Origin of the sequence: Vibrio crassostreae 9ZC13 (genome assembly GCF_000272045.2) — a bacterium.
GTDB classification, from domain to species: domain Bacteria; phylum Pseudomonadota; class Gammaproteobacteria; order Enterobacterales; family Vibrionaceae; genus Vibrio; species Vibrio crassostreae_C.
Genome location: NZ_AJYZ02000019.1, coordinates 61,452 through 76,981 on the forward strand (window position 1 = coordinate 61,452; position 15,530 = coordinate 76,981).

General features: G+C 45.7%; 12 protein-coding genes. 5 read left to right on the plus strand and 7 right to left on the minus strand.

Going from position 1 to position 15,530, the window contains the following annotated elements; translation table 11 throughout:
- Positions 1-58: 58 nt before the first annotated feature.
- The gene (locus A136_RS01810) at positions 59-1,702 is read right to left on the minus strand and encodes a methyl-accepting chemotaxis protein (RefSeq protein ID WP_017064253.1); all 1,644 of its coding nucleotides are present in this window, start codon (positions 1,700-1,702) and stop codon (positions 59-61) included.
- A gap of 480 nt (positions 1,703-2,182) precedes the next feature.
- Here A136_RS01810 and A136_RS01815 point away from each other — a divergent pair, with 480 nt between their 5' ends.
- The 5 genes from A136_RS01815 to A136_RS01835 all read left to right on the plus strand — a co-directional run bounded on the left by A136_RS01815 (position 2,183) and on the right by A136_RS01835 (position 8,245).
- Positions 2,183-3,004, plus strand: a complete 822-nt coding sequence (locus A136_RS01815; protein WP_017064254.1) for a phosphate ABC transporter substrate-binding protein — start codon at positions 2,183-2,185, stop codon at positions 3,002-3,004.
- Positions 3,005-3,115: 111 nt separating this feature from the next.
- Positions 3,116-4,045 (plus strand): phosphate ABC transporter permease subunit PstC, encoded by a 930-nt coding sequence (gene pstC, locus A136_RS01820; protein ID WP_017064255.1) that lies wholly within the window; start codon positions 3,116-3,118, stop codon positions 4,043-4,045.
- Positions 4,046-4,060: 15 nt separating this feature from the next.
- The gene (gene pstA / locus A136_RS01825) at positions 4,061-4,924 is read left to right on the plus strand and encodes a phosphate ABC transporter permease PstA (protein WP_017064256.1); all 864 of its coding nucleotides are present in this window, start codon (positions 4,061-4,063) and stop codon (positions 4,922-4,924) included.
- A gap of 90 nt (positions 4,925-5,014) precedes the next feature.
- A complete protein-coding gene (gene pstB, locus A136_RS01830; RefSeq protein ID WP_004737715.1) occupies positions 5,015-5,764 on the plus strand; it encodes a phosphate ABC transporter ATP-binding protein PstB in 750 nt (249 codons plus the stop codon).
- A gap of 336 nt (positions 5,765-6,100) precedes the next feature.
- Entirely contained in the window at positions 6,101-8,245 is a 2,145-nt protein-coding gene (locus A136_RS01835) for a sensor domain-containing diguanylate cyclase (protein ID WP_017064257.1), read from the plus strand.
- A 69-nt stretch (positions 8,246-8,314) separates the two neighbouring features.
- Here A136_RS01835 and A136_RS01840 read toward each other — a convergent pair whose 3' ends face one another.
- From A136_RS01840 to A136_RS01865, 6 genes are read right to left on the minus strand one after another with little or no spacing between them, the layout of a single operon-like run.
- A complete protein-coding gene (locus A136_RS01840) occupies positions 8,315-9,994 on the minus strand; it encodes a BatD family protein (protein WP_029235200.1) in 1,680 nt (559 codons plus the stop codon).
- Positions 9,995-9,996: 2 nt separating this feature from the next.
- The gene (locus A136_RS01845; RefSeq protein WP_017064259.1) at positions 9,997-11,940 is read right to left on the minus strand and encodes a VWA domain-containing protein; all 1,944 of its coding nucleotides are present in this window, start codon (positions 11,938-11,940) and stop codon (positions 9,997-9,999) included.
- Complete coding sequence (locus A136_RS01850) at positions 11,933-12,940, minus strand: vWA domain-containing protein (RefSeq protein WP_017064260.1); 1,008 nt, start codon at positions 12,938-12,940, stop codon at positions 11,933-11,935. The genes A136_RS01845 and A136_RS01850 overlap by 8 nt, the downstream gene beginning before the upstream one ends.
- The gene (locus tag A136_RS01855; RefSeq protein WP_017060043.1) at positions 12,933-13,418 is read right to left on the minus strand and encodes a DUF4381 domain-containing protein; all 486 of its coding nucleotides are present in this window, start codon (positions 13,416-13,418) and stop codon (positions 12,933-12,935) included. The genes A136_RS01850 and A136_RS01855 overlap by 8 nt, the downstream gene beginning before the upstream one ends.
- Positions 13,415-14,341: a DUF58 domain-containing protein gene (locus A136_RS01860; RefSeq protein WP_017064261.1), complete on the minus strand. Its 927-nt coding sequence runs from the start codon at positions 14,339-14,341 to the stop codon at positions 13,415-13,417. The genes A136_RS01855 and A136_RS01860 overlap by 4 nt, the downstream gene beginning before the upstream one ends.
- A gap of 10 nt (positions 14,342-14,351) precedes the next feature.
- The gene (locus tag A136_RS01865; RefSeq protein ID WP_017064262.1) at positions 14,352-15,308 is read right to left on the minus strand and encodes an AAA family ATPase; all 957 of its coding nucleotides are present in this window, start codon (positions 15,306-15,308) and stop codon (positions 14,352-14,354) included.
- Between the last annotated feature and the right edge of the window lie 222 nt (positions 15,309-15,530).

Below are 15,530 nucleotides of genomic sequence, written 5' to 3' on the forward strand. Positions count from 1 at the left end.
CGAGTTCTAAAGAGCATACAGCCTGAATCTGTTTGCCTTGAACTTCGTACCTTGAAGCCTATACCTTAAAGTAATCCAACTGCTGCTTCTGTTGTTCTGCTAGGTTAGAAAGCTCGTGGCTTGCTGCAGCGGCTTGAGTAATGCCGGTAACGTTTTGGCTTACTAGGCTGTAGATGTTTGAGATGTTACGGTTGATGTCTGAGGTTACTTGGCTTTGCTCTTCGGCGGCAGAGGCAACCTGAGTGTTAATCTCAGTCATGTCCGTTACCGAGTTAGCAATGCCTGAAAGCGCCGCGCTTACTTCACCTGCAAGAGTTTGGTTGTGTTCCAGCATAGATAATGAGCTGCTCATGCTTTCATTCGCGTTACCGGATTGAACCTGCAAACCTTCTATGATGGTTTGGATCTCTTTGGTTGAATCTTGTGTACGTGCCGCTAGCATTCGAACTTCATCAGCAACCACTGCGAAACCACGACCGCTTTCACCTGCACGAGCGGCTTCGATTGCTGCGTTAAGCGCCAGCAGGTTAGTTTGTTCAGAGATACTTTGAATTACCTCAATCACTTTACCAATCTGTTCAGAGTGCTCTTTTAGCGTGCCCACAACATTTGCGGCTTCGCTTAGCTGAATCGCCATCTGTTCGTTAGCTTTGTTGCTTTCATTAAACAAGCTCATGCTGTGTGTCGCCATTTCGTCAGCTTGCTTAGACGCTGAGTCGGCTTGTACTGCGTTCTCATTAACGTGTGCTGCTGTGCTTTCCAATTGGTTCACAGCAGAAGCAACTTGCTCCACCTCTTGCTTCTCTTGGTCTGAGTTAACGCTGGACTGTGTCATTACAGCCGCTAGCTCTGTCGACGCAGAAGCCACTTCGATACTGATTCGAGACAGCGAGCTTACCGTGTCACGCAGCTGTTCAACAGACTGGTTTACGTCTTGCGCTAGGCGTGAGATTTCGTTGTCGCCATACTCTTCTGCTTTAACTAACAAGTTACCTTTTGCTACTTCCCGCATCGTTTCTTGAATGTTGCTGATCGGCTTAACAATGATACCAGCCAGCGTCCAACTGATAATTAGAGCTACAGACAGGATCACCAACAGTGCAATGGTCGCAGTAGTCAGCGTGCTAGCGTGTTGCTGGCCGTTGATGTCGACCTCTTGAGTGGCAAGCAAGTTCAGCTTTTTAGACAGAGTATTGATCGCTTGCACCATTTCATTACCCGCATGTCGGTATTGGTCGATTGCGATCTGGTAGCGGTTTTCAAAATCTGAAGATAGTGATGCATCGCCGTGTTTCGCTCTTAATAGCGGAAGCATGGTGGTACGAGAAAAATCGACATAGTGATTCATCGCTTTGTTCATCGCGGCCACTTCATCTTGCATGCCTGGCACTGTGTCTAATGAATTCAGTAGGCGAGTATTCTGATCGCGTTTTTGGTTTAGTGTTTCAACCAATGTTTTTACGTCATCAGCATTGAATAGACTGTAAATCGCTTTGATGCGCATGCCATAGCTGTTGTCGACGATTTCGCTAAGTTCTTCTTTATGTAAGATTAACTGGTCGGTTGCTACTGACACATCTTTGAATGCACTTTCTAGTTTTTCACCACCGATAATGACACCGGCTAAAAGTAAGACAACGGAAAATAGTACGGGTATAAGAATTTGTATTTTGATTGATAAGCCACTGAGAAGTTGGCGCATGTAATGTCCTTCTTTGAATAAAATAAAAAGATGAGAATTATTATTATTAGAATTAGTTGGCGATTCTAACTAATGAGACTGACAATTCAATCAGTAAAGGCTTTGATTTCGTTATATGCGATAGGTATTTGATATAGATGGTTATTTATTGTTCTAAATGGCGATAAAGGTGGATCTTTTTATCCATCGTGTTAGGGCTAATTGATTGATAAATAGAGAAATATATTGGTTAGTATTCGATATAAATAGGGAAGGAAATCTAGCTTTTTGGTGCTCAAACGATGGTGAGACCTGCATTCACTAACTGCATCTGATGGGGGCGCGACTATCAATTCATCGAGTAGGAGAGAAATTAGCCATTAATTTGTAGTTGTCATATAGGCTTCAATTAAGTGAAACACAACTGTCACATTCGGATTCTAAAGTAGGCCTCGTTCAAGCAAAACATTACGGCAATAACGCCACTAAAGGAAATTTGTGATGAAAAAGACAGTTATCGGTGCAATCGCACTACTAGGCGCTCTAACAGTGAATACAGCTTCAGCTAAAGAAACTATCTCTGTAGTTGGCTCTAACAGTGCTTCTCCACTGGTTGAAGTTTTTGCAGAAACCTACATGAATAAAGGCGAACCAGTGTTCATCGAAATTCAAGCACCAGGTTCTTCTGCAGGCATCAAAGCAGCAAAAAATGGAAGTGCTGACCTTGGTATCTCTTCTCGTGACCTAAAAGAAGAAGAGAAAACAGCTGACCTGAAAGAGCTAGTTATCGCTCGTGACGGTATCGCAGTTGTTGTTAACCCGAACAACGAAGTATCTGCTCTTACTGCTGAGCAAATCACTTCAATCTACAAAGGCGACATCACTAACTGGAAAGATGTTGGCGGCGCTGATAAACCAATCGTAGCAATCACTCGTGATACTGCATCAGGTACACGTGGTGCATTCGAAGACATCATGAAGCTTAAGAAGAAGATTGGCGATAAGAAAGTATCGGCTATCTCTCAACGTGCACAAGTTGCAAACGGTAACGGCGCACTTAAAGTTTCTGTAGCAAGCAACCCATACGCTATCGGCTTTATCTCTCTAGGTACAGTTGACGAATCTGTTCAAGCTCTAACTATTGACGGCGCTGCTGCGACTGTAGACAACGTTAAGAACGGTTCTTACAAAGTTGCTCGTCCATTCCTAGTTCTTTACAAAGCAGGCGCTCCAACAGCTGAAACTCAACAATTCCTAGATTGGATGGTTGCAGATGAAGCTCAAGCTATCGCTGGTAAGAAAGGCTACATCACAGTTAACTAATCTTAACTGACTCAATCTTAATTATTGCTCAGCCTGCTTTAGGCTGAGCCTTTTCTTTCAACTTTGTTTATTTCGAGCTCTTATTGAGCCACAAAGTTTGAGATTTTATATATGACCATCGCAAATAGTGAAAAGCTTATGAATACTGAAGCGACTCAAATCAACAAGCCAAGTCTACGTGCTAAGAAGCGCATCGACTGGAGAGAAAGAATCTTCCACGGCTTGTTCTTATCGAGTGCTGTAATCGGCATCGTATCACTAGCCGTTATCGCTTACTTTATCGTTGCAGAGAGTATCCCTGCATTCCAAGAGGCCGGTGTTTCTGGCATCGTTCTGGGTGTTGACTGGTTACCTCCAGCTCTATTCGGTGTTGCAACCATGATTGTTGCATCGATTGTTTCGACACTTGGAGCTGTAGTTGTTGGTGTGCCAGTTGGTGTATTAACCGCTATTTTTATTGCTGAGATTGCTCCAAAGCGTCTTGCAGATATTATTCGACCAGCAGTTGAGCTTCTAGCGGGTATCCCGTCGGTAGTTTACGGCTTCTTCGGTCTAGTAATTATCGTTCCAATGATTCAAAACGTTTTCCAAGTACCAGCGGGTAACACTATCCTGGCGGGTATCATTGTTCTGGGTATCATGATTCTTCCTACCGTTATCACGGTTTCTGAAACTTCGATTCGTGCGGTACCTCGTACATACAAAGAAGGTTCACTTGCACTGGGTGCTTCGAAAATCTACACGATTTTTAAGCTACTCGTTCCTGCTGCACGTTCAGGCATTATGACTGGTGTGATTTTGGGTATCGGCCGCGCACTTGGCGAAACGATGGCAATCATCATGGTTATGGGTAACGCGCCAGCAATGCCAGAAGGCATTTTGGACTCTGCTCGTACGCTAACAGCAAACATTGCAATTGAAATGTCTTACGCAAGTGGCGTTCACGCTAACGCACTGTACGCAACAGGTGTTGTACTTCTAGTGTTCATCATGATGTTAAATGGTGCTCTACTTTATCTTAACCGTGAAAAAGCGAAGTAGGCGAGGATAAGTAATATGGATCGCGTAAAACTAAAACAAGCACGTCAAACCAAAGATAACATCCTAAAAGGTTTTATCTGGGCAGCTGCAGCTGTAACCGTTGGTTTCTTATTCTGGATTATTTGGTACATCCTATCGAACGGTCTGCAATACGTAGATTGGAACTTCATCACTGACGATTACACTCGTACTGGTGAAGAACGTGGTATTTTCCCAATGATCATTGCCACGATCTACATGGTAATCGCATCGATTGCGGTAGCCGCGCCACTGGGCATCATGACGGCGATATACTTAACTGAATATGCGAAAGTAGGTAGCCGATTGGTGAAAGTGATTCGATTCTGTACTGAGTCGTTAGCTGGTATCCCATCGATCATCTTTGGTCTGTTCGGTATGACCTTCTTTGTTTCGATTCTTGGTCTTGGCTTCTCGATTCTGTCGGGTGCACTAACGCTAAGTATCCTGATTCTTCCTGTAATCATTCGTACTACAGAAGAAGCATTGATGGCAGTGCCACAAACTTACCGCGAAGGCTCATACGGCCTTGGCGCTTCAAAAATCTACACTATCTGGCGTTTGATCTTACCAAGCGCAATGCCAGGTATCTTAACTTCGGTCATTCTTAGTATTGGTCGTGTAATTGGCGAATCAGCACCTGTATTTTTAACAGCAGGTATGGTGGCACGTGTTCCTGAGTCGGTATTCGATTCTGGCCGTACACTAACGGTTCACCTATATAAGCTGACAACAGAGCTATTTACTATCGATGAGTGGAACCAAGCCTACGGCACGGCGACAGTCCTAATCGTACTGGTTCTCTTGATCAACATGGTTACAAAACTGATTGCGAGACGCTTCAACACGGCAACTTACTAAGCTCATTAGCTGGCTCATAAATAAAGCGAGCCCCCGTGATAAAGAAAGCATCAAGTTAGACACGAATTTAAGAATTTAGAGATTACGAACATGAATAAATTTGATATTGAGAACCTAGATCTGTTTTACGGCGACAACCAAGCGCTTAAATCTATCAACCTGCCAATTCCAACTCGCCAGGTTACTGCTCTGATTGGCCCGTCTGGCTGTGGTAAATCAACACTATTGCGTTGTTTGAACCGCATGAATGACCTAATTGAAGGCGTTACGATTAAGGGTAAGCTGGATATGGATGGCACTGACATCTACGGTAATATCGATGTCGCTGACCTACGTATCCGCGTAGGCATGGTATTCCAAAAGCCAAACCCGTTCCCAATGAGCATCTACGAGAACGTGGCATACGGCCTACGTGCTCAAGGTATCAAAGACAAAAAACACATCGATGAAGTGGTTGAGCGCTCGCTACGCAGTGCTGCACTGTGGGATGAAGTAAAAGACCGTCTTAAAGCGCATGCATTTGGTCTGTCTGGTGGTCAACAACAGCGTCTATGTATCGCACGTACCATTGCAATGGAACCAGATGTAATCCTGATGGATGAACCAACATCGGCTCTAGACCCAATCGCGACACACAAGATTGAAGAATTGATGGAAGATCTGAAGAAAGACTTCACTATCGTTATCGTAACGCACTCAATGCAGCAAGCGCGTCGTATCTCAGACCGCACGGCTTTCTTCCTAATGGGAGAGCTTGTAGAGCATAACGAAACCAGCGTTATCTTCAGTGAACCAAAAGATGATCGTACTAAAGGTTACGTAAACGGTGACTTCGGTTAATCGACGATTTACGTGTGGTATTTAAGCGATTAGATACCTTTACACACTAACTGAAACGCAGGTTAGATAATCGAATAGAACAACAGAATTATCACTATAACTATAAGCGATGGAAGTTTTGCCCCACTATAGGTGGGGCTTTTTTATGTGTCTAAAAAATCCCCAATGTCGATGTGATTTTGGGCAGAGAATCCCATTTTTGTCGTCCTTCTCATGCTTGTGATAATGTTAAAGGTGAAACTGCGACCCGCTTAACATCTCATTTTCACTTACATTGATTGCATATCAAGCCTTCTGTATTTTTGCTTTATTCTTAATCGCCAATGGAAGGAAGCTGTGCCTGTTAAAGCCTTTGCAAAACAAATATCTGCGACACGCGACCATCGTCTGTTGGCTGAGTCTCTTTTTGACTATCTGGTTAAGGTACTTACTCCAAAAGGGATAGGAATATTTGCTGAACCGACGCCGGAGAGCGACGCATTACCGCTTTTTTCTTATGGCGACCTAACCTCATTGGCGAGCTACCCCTCTACATTTTGGCCGTGGGTCTCACAGTTTGATACCGCAGACGGGGTTTTGCCAATGGCTATCAACACCTGCAAGTGGGAACACATGAAAGTGCTTGGTGGGGAGTCGTTTATCATGATGCTCGACAACGCACCTGCCTCCAGAACTTATTTAATTGTTCAAAATTGCAATGCTGAGAAGGTTAATCAAACCTTTGACCAAGATCTTGATGTGTTACAGCTCGCGGCTGCCCGTTGGCAATGTATTCGTGCCGAAAAGAACGCGGCGCTAGAAATCAAACACAGAGACACACGTGAAGCTCAATACTTAGATGAGATAAAGTTACGTGAGCTGTTTGTAGAGAACATGAAGCTGGTTCATCAGGTCGCGCTTGAGCTTTCTAACCCTGAGTCACTCGATGCTTTGTATAAAGCATCGGTTGAGGCTGTGCGAGACAGGTTAGGGTTTGATCGTGCGATCTTCATGTTGCTTGATATGAAAAAGCGTTGTTTCAGCGGCACTTATGGCACTGACGAAGCGGGTAAAACCAACAGTGAACACCACACTCAATACGATTTGCACCAACTTGAAGCGGAATACATTGAAGCGCTGTCTGATAACCATACTAATCTAGTCATCATCGATAATGCGCCCCTGTATACAGAAGGTAAGGTGGTCGGGCAGGGGTGGAATGGCATGCTTATCTTGCGTGAAGGCGACAAACCTGTCGGCTGGATCGCCATGGATAACTACATTCATCGCTCACCGATTACTAACTATCAAAAGCAGATGCTTGAGTCTTTTGGCTCTTTGCTTTCTCAAATCTATATTCGCAAGCGCCAAGAGCAGAACATACGTATGTTGCACTCGAGTATGGTTGAGCTGTCTCGATGCGATAGCGTCAGTGAAGTCTGTAAGTCCGCGGTTAGTTTTGCGATTCAACATCTAGGTATCGATCGACTGGCTGTTTTCCTAACAGACAAAAAGTGCAGTTACATGCAAGGTACTTGGGGCACTGACATCAAAGGCGATATTGTCGATGAGTCCTATTATCGCTCTGAGCTGGTGGAACGTGACATTGTAGCCGCAGCTCGTGCTTGCCCTAATCAAGTTGCCTTTGAAGAATCAGTTCCTATCTATCACGATTTCAATATTGTGGGAGTCGGTTGGACGGCAATGACCATGCTCACCACCAATACGGGTGAGCCGATTGCGTTTATCGCTGCTGATAACCTATTAACTCGCAGTCCTTTAACCTCACAGCTTCGTGAGGTAATACGTATCTTTGCTTCGAGCCTTGCTGAGGTGCTGCAAAGAACCATGGCTCAAGAAGAACTGAAAAAGCTCAATGAAACATTGGAGCAAGAAGTCAGTAAGCGTACCCAAGAGCTAGAGTTGGCGAATGAGCAATTGGATATCATTTCTAAGCTAGATCCTCTTACGCGCCTTGGAAACCGCCGTATGTTGTCGCAGGTTCTAGAAGACTTGAACGGTGACGATCAAGGTGCCTTTGCCTTACAGAACGAAATTACATTTGGCTTGATTCTTGTCGACCTCGACCACTTTGGTTTGTACAACAGTGTCTATGGTCATACTGAAGGGGATGCGGCTCTGAGGACGGTAGGTGAGATACTGAATGCCCATGTTCACAATGATAAAGAAACCTTCTGCCGGATTGGCGGAGAGGAGTTTATGTTGTTGATGATTGGCACGAATCACTCAGAGACAAAGCAACGTGCAGAGTCGATTAGAAAATGCATTGAAGAGGCAAAAATCCTGCATTGTGAAAGTAGTACCAGCCCATATTTAACGGCATCCGTTGGCTATGCCTCGATAACTTCTGATCAGCACCAGTTTGACTTCGACCTACTGTATGGCAAGGCAGATAAAGCCTTGTATCAAGCCAAAGACTCTGGGCGAAATCGAATTGTTTCTGCCTTAAAACGTAAAAAAGTCACAGCCTCTCTTTCTTAAAATAAAGGCCGTTGATCTCAAGATGATCAACGGCCTTTGTGCTTTACTGTTCTTGATGAACAGCGTCGACTAAAGATTTTCTAGCGAACTATTATGCTTTTTACTCGCAACTCTCTTGGGCTTCTTCACCGTTTTGATTGCCAGCTCAGGGCTCCATGTTTGGGCTGGTGAACCGGCTTCACCATAAAGGCTTTGGTTTAGCTTGGTGAGTTCGGCTTCAACGGTTTGTAACGTCTCATCACTTAGATCTGTATTTTCATATTTCCATTGCTCAAATAAGGTTCTGGTCATCACGCCATCTTTCGTTCTTAGAGCTTCAATAAGCGCTTCTGCGGTATCTGATTGACGTTCAACAGTGTGTGTTGGTTTTGTCGTTACACCGCGGCGTGACCAGAAGTAGAATGCCAATGCTGAGCTGATTAGCCACAAAGCTGCAAATAGGGCGGTGAGATAAGGCCAGATCCCAGGGCTATCCACAGTAACAACCGTCGGGCTTACTTGTTGGGCGGGCGTAGCAGTTACTGGTGGAGTGCTTGACGTTGCGCGATCACTTGCTTTTACCGCTAACTCTAGCCCCTGCGCTTTGCTTGTTTGTTCTGATTGGGCATCAGTATTGAACCAAGCTTGGGAAACATCCGGAAGTGAGATGTTTCCTGCCTCTTTTGGGATTAGAACCTGTTTATGCACCACCACCGCATCGCCGGACTGTGTTGTGCCAAATTGCGGTTTTTCTTCATAAACACGAACCGATTTAGGGTAGGTGATATTCAGTTTTGGTAGTTGGTGCTGCGTTAAGTTACTCGCCGTCATGGTAATAGTACGAGTTAAAGAATCCCCCGCTTCTATTTCGATGGCTTGCTTGTCGCCTTCTAATCCATTGGTACTGGTTAATTCGTTACCTTGGCTATCCGACCATTGCTGTATCAATTTGAAGTTTGATGTTGGTAACCACTCACCCTTGTAGCCTTTTGGCACATCCTTTACGGTGACATCTAAGGTTTCAACGGGTGTGTCGAGTTGGAACAAACGTGTTGTACTAGAGTTATTGGTTGAGTAGACAACAGCTCCTGTTAGCTTCGGCCCGTTCAGCTTAAATTGACCTGCTTTTTGTGACGAGATACGGAATGACTGTTGAACTACCGTCACCTCCTTTCCATTAAGAACGTCTTGAAATTGCTTCGATTCCCCAATAGGTTCCACATCTAAGCCTGAAGAGCTCGGTGGCGCGATTTTCGGATCTTGAAGCCTTCTTGGATCCGCTTTAATGATCAGCTTTACATCAAGCTCTGCGGTCTCTTGTGGGTATAGTGAGTTCTTGCTGAGATTAAGTTGAAACTCAGCCATGTCATGTTGAGTTGGCGCCGCTTTATTAACGGCGACATTGATGGTGATAGGCTTGGTTTTAGCCCCTTCAATGTCAAAGCTAGGGATCTGTATCCGGCCTAAGCGCAGTGGAGCAAGGGTGATGTTCCACTCGCTTGACACCGAACGGCTGCCATTGACGATTCGCATCGACGAGCCAAAGCTTGGTGTACCGACATAGAAGTCCTGCTGGAGCGCTGTTAGATCTAGAGCATCAGAGGAGACCTTTTCATCGGTTGCAACTCTAAGAAGGAACACTTCATCTTTGGTGACACTGTTATGTGAAACGCTCGCCACGGCGTTTGCAGCCAATACTGAGAAGGACGAGAAAGCTCCCAACAACAATGTTAGGAGTACGGATAAAAATGGCTTGTTTAAAAATCGCATGGTTACCACTTTTTGTTCTGGTTGTTAGGAGCACTTTTTTGTCGTGCTTGTAAAATCATTTGCGCTTTAAGCAGTTGGCTCGGGTCACGGGCGCTTTCTACTTGCTCAAGTTTTCGCATGTCAGGGTCGCTCGACAGAGGTTGATCTGAGGTTTGTGCTACAGCTTGCTGACTACTTTGCTCACCATCTTCTTTTGAAGCTTGCTGTGCGCTAGCACTTTGAGGTGTAGCGCCTTCTTGGTCACTCTGTTTCGGCTGATCACTGTTACTTTGTTGCGTGGCTTGCTTGTCGTCTTGTTTAGACTTTTCAGAGTCAGAGTGATTTTCAGGTTGGCCTTGAGATGAGTTTTGGTCTTGGCTACCGCGTTGATCTTGGTTACTGCTTTGATCTTGCGACTTGCCATTGTCAGCGGAGCTTTGTTGTTGATCCTGAGAGCTTTGCGAAGAATCATTTTGCTGACCTTGCTGACCTTGCTGACCTTGCTGACCTTGCTGACCTTGCTGACCTTGCTGACCTTGCTGATTTTGGTCTTTCTGGTCTTTGGAGTCAGAATCGCCTTGCTGTTGCTGTTGCTGTTGCTGTTGCTGTTGCTGTTGCTGTTGCTGTTGCTGTTGCTTCTGAGCCTGTTCGACAATCTCTAGGTTCTTCTTCGCATAAGCATGTTCAGGGTTGCTTTCAAGAATACGTTGATACTCTTGGATCGCTTGGTCGTACTTACCTTGTTGGGCTTGAGCGTTAGCAAGGTTGTAGCGAGCATCTTCACTAGAAAGCTCTTGCAGCGTCTGCTCTGCGGCTTCGAAATCACCGGCTTTGTATTGAGCAATGCCTTTCCACTCTTGTTGGGTGAACTGTTCAGCAGCTTGTTGGAAGTCCTCGTCCTGATACAGCTGATAGCCTACTTGATCATTGGTTTTCCACGGGTTCGCAAACGCAGTATTTGGTTGGCTAAAAGAGATAACTCCAGCTAAGGCACACCAAATAACCCCTTTCCTGAATAATCCAAGTGCCGGAAGTAATAGCAAAGGCAGTAACCAGAAACCGTTGTTCACTCTGGTGTTGAGTGAGTTCTTGGTCTTGGTTACTTCCGATGTTGTTGCAACGCGGTCGAGGTAGCTCGCGATGTGTTCAACATCTGAGTTATCAAATTGAACTTCAGTGAACGTGCCACCATAGCTGCGTGTAAGCTCGCGCATGTTCTTCAAGTTGGTTCTTGCCACCACGGTTTGTCCTGAGTCGCTTTGCAGCATCGACCCCGTAGGTAACGAGATTGGCGCACCGTTTTCACTCCCTACAGCTAGAATCGACAATGTCCAATCGTTGCCAGAGAGTAGGGAGTCGATCTGCTTCTTCTCTTGGTCATCGATGTCATCAGCAATCAATACCAAATCACCTTGGTAGATCTTCGCGCGAGTCATCATATCAATCGCAAGCTTAACGGCTGATGCGGCATCACCACCTTGATAAGGCATGATATCTGGCGATAGGTTAGGCACTAGGTTTTTGATGGTGTTGATGTCTGACGTTAGCGGGCTAATGGTGTAAGCATCCCCAGCATACGCCACCATGCCTGTTAGCCCTTCTTTCCACAATGAAAGCAGATCCAGAGCCTTGTATCGCGCTTGAGTTAAGCGATTCGGCTTAATGTCGGTGGCATACATAGACATCGACATGTCCATGATCACAACTCGTGCCTGCGTTTTTTCAAAGCTCGGCTGTTCGTTTTTCTCGAAGCTTGGTCCAGCTAATGCAATAACGCCGACCAGCCACCAAATTCCGAAGTAAGTACTGCGATTTTTCGATGGCTTACTCGATTCTGGTGCCAAGTATCGCGCGATGTGTGACGCGAGTAATCCTTGCTTAGATTGTGTCTTGCTCAGCCACCAAATAGCGGGCAGCACGACAAGCGCCAAGAACCAATATGGGTAGATAAAAGTAAAGTTAGACATTGTTTCTCCTAATGGCTAACAGCATAAATGCGAAGAACATTGCCGCCGACAGTGGCCATACAAACCACTCTTGTTGCGGTCGCCAGATCTTAGTGGCGTTCGTCACGGGCTCTAACTGGTTAATGGTGTCGTAAATCGTCGCTAACTCTTTGCTGTCACGCGCTCGGAAGTACTGACCGCCGGTGCGTTTGGCAATTTCTATTAGTGTACGTTCATCCAAGTCTTGAGCAGTATTGACTTTGCGCGTCATGAAGAACTCTTTGACCATCATCTCGCCTGCACCGACACCCACGGTGTAAATCGTCGCGTCGTATTTCTGTGCAATATCCGCCGCTTCTAATGGGTCTAATACCCCGGCGGTATTACTGCCGTCGCTGAGTAGAATCATTACACGTTGGGGCGCATCGCTATCGACAAAGGTTTTGGTGGCAAGACCAATACCATCACCAATCGCGGTTTGAGTACCAATCAGTTTTAACACCGCTTGATTGAGCTGTTGTGAAAGCGTATCTCTATCTAGCGTAAGCGGGGTCTGCAAGTAGGCGTGATCAGCAAATAGTACCAATCCGACTCGGTCACCTTTACGACGCTCAATAAAGTCACTCAACACGCGTTTCACCGCCGACAAGCGGTCGATGTATTCGCCATTGAACTGCATGTCTTCTTGGCTCATCGAATAGGAGAGGTCGACAACTAACATTAAATCACGATGTTTCGGTTGAAACTCCACCGGTTCGCCATACCATACAGGGCGTGCGCTCGCCGTAACCAGCAGAAGCCAGATAATCACGGACAACGCCTTTGGTAAGCGACTGCTCGGTGTTTTGGTATTGCTGTCTTCTGGCAGAAATGGAAGTCTTAGGACATGGCTTGATTCTGACTTTGGTGAGAACAAGTAAACGAGCAACGGCAGTGGCGCGATGAAGAACATCCACCACCAAACGAACTCGATGTTTAGCAAGTCCCCGCTTAGAAACATAGGGCTTAGAAAATCACTCATAAAGACCTCGCTTAGGAGGAAGGGCTTTACGAAGCCAAGTTTCGCAATCATTAACTAATTGTTGTTGAGCCTTTTTCTGTTCGTCGTTCATTAGGGCTACATCTTGATAGAGCGCTTGTTGCCACTGGGATTGTTTTGCTACAAATAACGGCTTCGCCAATTGCGCATCTAAGAACTTCAACCAATCATCACCAGACAAACCTGCAATTTTTTCACGAGGGAAATAGCTCAGTGCTGCTTGACGAAGGATGCGTTGTGCTTTGCTCGGAGACAAGCCATCTTGGGACTGACTATTACTAAAGTAAGACAGCGCTTCTTGTTTCGCCTGTTGATTGTTTTTTCTACGTTTTAGAATGAAAAACACCAAGGCAATCAGGAAAATGGCTGTGATAATGACTGCCCACCAACCCCACGCCAAAGGCCACCAAGTCGGGGCGTCTGGCGCAATCACCGGACTTAAATCTAAGGGCTGTTTCATGACTGAACTCCTGATATCTGGCTCATGAGTGACTGCGCACTCGACAGCGAGCTATAAGGTATCGCGAGAGATAACCCCATCTGTTGCAGCTGCTGTTTCTTAAGCGAAAAAGCATGGTTAAGCTTTTGCTTTTCTTTATTAGAAGAGAAATTAAACCATTGAGTTTTGCTGCCATCGGTGACCTGTTTAGAGCCTTTATAGGTGGTTTCACCTTGCTCTAGCGGGTCGTAGAAATGCACCAGACGTACTCTGTTGTGTCGGCGAATTTGACTGATAAGTGAGTAGTCACTTTCTTGGTAGCGCACAAAGTCACTGAGCATAATAATATCGCTTCCTTTAGGGCAAAGCTGGTGCAGAGATTTCAGCCCATGCTCTAAGGTTGTGTCATTATGATTGTCGTGATGAGTCAGCGCTGCATTATTGATTTCTATGACTTTTTGCAAAATACGCAGTGGAGCATGGTTGCTTGCACTTGGCTTAATCTCAATGACCTCTTTGCCAGTATCGATCACCGCGCCAATTCGATCTTTTTGAGCCACAGTAAGCCAGCACAGTTGGCTAGCAAAGTGTGCAAGTTGAACCGATTTCAGCAACAAGGTTGAGCCGAAAATCATACTGCTTGATAGATCCAAGAATAAAATGACAGGCTGTTCTCGTTCTTCAGAGAAAAGTTTGGTATGCGCTTTGCCCGTTCTGGCTGTTACACGCCAATCAATGCTGCGAATGTCATCTCCCGCTTGATATTGACGAACTTCAGAGAAATTCATCCCGCGACCTTTACGGTTGCTCTCGTGTTGGCCGTTAAGCTGTGACCAAAGGCTCTTGGCGGGAGGCAACCAGCGAACAGACTGCGCTTTGTATTGCAGCAGCTCATCCAGATTTAACGTGACGCCGTCACTATGGTTGGGTAGTTGATTATTCATGCGCGTATCCCTATGCGCTGCCAACCAATGAAATAAGGTGTGCGATCACTTGGTTTGCGGTGACACCTTCAGCTTGTGCGTGGTAGCTGCGCAGTAGACGGTGGCGTAACACAGGGAATGCCATCGCTTGAACGTCTTGTGGCGTGACGTAATCTCGTCCTGCAAGCCAAGCGTGAGCGCGGGCACAACGGTCTAACGCAATGGTTGCACGCGGGCTGACACCCATGTCTAACCATTGATCAAGTTGGTCACTGTATTGCTTAGGTTGGCGAGTCGCCATAACCAGTCTGATGATGTACTGCTCAATGGTGTCTGCCATGTGAATGTTGAGCACTTCTTGGCGCGCTTCAAAGATCGTTTGCTGAGATATCTGTTGTGGCTGAGCTGATTCGTTACCTTGAGCCTCACCACGGTTGAGTCGTAAGATCTCAAGCTCGCTTTCCATATCTGGGTATTCAACCTCTAGGTGAAGCAAGAATCGGTCTAACTGAGCTTCCGGTAGCGGGTAAGTCCCTTCTTGTTCAATTGGGTTCTGTGTTGCCATTACCAAGAACAACTCAGGCAGCGCATAGGTTTTTCGACCGGCAGTTACTTGTTTCTCTGCCATTGCTTCCAGCATTGCCGCTTGAACTTTCGCCGGAGCTCGGTTGATCTCATCCGCTAGAATCAGCGAGTTGAAAATCGGGCCTGATTGGAAAGTGAACTCCCCAGTCTCAGGACGGAAGATGTCGGTACCCGTCAAATCAGCAGGTAACAGATCGGGAGTGAATTGAATGCGGTGGAAGTGACCCTCAACACAATCAGCCAATGATTTTACTGCGCGAGTTTTTGCTAAGCCGGGAGGTCCTTCAACGAGGATATGACCATCCGCTAAAAGGGCGATCATCAGTTGCTTAACTAGCTCTTTTTGACCAATGATTTGAGACTCTAGATAGTTTTGAAGGACTTCGAAATTTGTTTTGTGCATTTTGGACTCTCTGGGTATCCATTTGATTTTTATTTTGAGTATTGGTCACTGATTTCGAGGAAAAAGTTCCAGTACATTTGCGTAATTTATTTTTTCAAAATTGGAAATATTTACAAGTGGTTAGCTAAAAAAATCGTTAGGTTGTGATTATTACTATATCAATTGGTTTTTATATACAAAAGCTCGGCGGTGGGGAGTGGTTTGAGTTCGGTTGGGTCTCAG

Bases quoted from the DNA above. Each gene is read 5' to 3' on its own strand.
- A136_RS01810 (WP_017064253.1), bottom strand. From the start codon at position 1,702: ATGCGCCAACTTCTCAGTGGCTTATCAATCAAAATACAAATTCTTATA.
- A136_RS01815 (WP_017064254.1), top strand. From the start codon at position 2,183: ATGAAAAAGACAGTTATCGGTGCAATCGCACTACTAGGCGCTCTAACA.
- pstC (WP_017064255.1), top strand. From the start codon at position 3,116: ATGACCATCGCAAATAGTGAAAAGCTTATGAATACTGAAGCGACTCAA.
- pstA (WP_017064256.1), top strand. From the start codon at position 4,061: ATGGATCGCGTAAAACTAAAACAAGCACGTCAAACCAAAGATAACATC.
- pstB (WP_004737715.1), top strand. From the start codon at position 5,015: ATGAATAAATTTGATATTGAGAACCTAGATCTGTTTTACGGCGACAAC.
- A136_RS01840 (WP_029235200.1), bottom strand. From the start codon at position 9,994: ATGCGATTTTTAAACAAGCCATTTTTATCCGTACTCCTAACATTGTTG.
- A136_RS01845 (WP_017064259.1), bottom strand. From the start codon at position 11,940: ATGTCTAACTTTACTTTTATCTACCCATATTGGTTCTTGGCGCTTGTC.
- A136_RS01850 (WP_017064260.1), bottom strand. From the start codon at position 12,940: ATGAGTGATTTTCTAAGCCCTATGTTTCTAAGCGGGGACTTGCTAAAC.
- A136_RS01855 (WP_017060043.1), bottom strand. From the start codon at position 13,418: ATGAAACAGCCCTTAGATTTAAGTCCGGTGATTGCGCCAGACGCCCCG.
- A136_RS01860 (WP_017064261.1), bottom strand. From the start codon at position 14,341: ATGAATAATCAACTACCCAACCATAGTGACGGCGTCACGTTAAATCTG.
- A136_RS01865 (WP_017064262.1), bottom strand. From the start codon at position 15,308: ATGCACAAAACAAATTTCGAAGTCCTTCAAAACTATCTAGAGTCTCAA.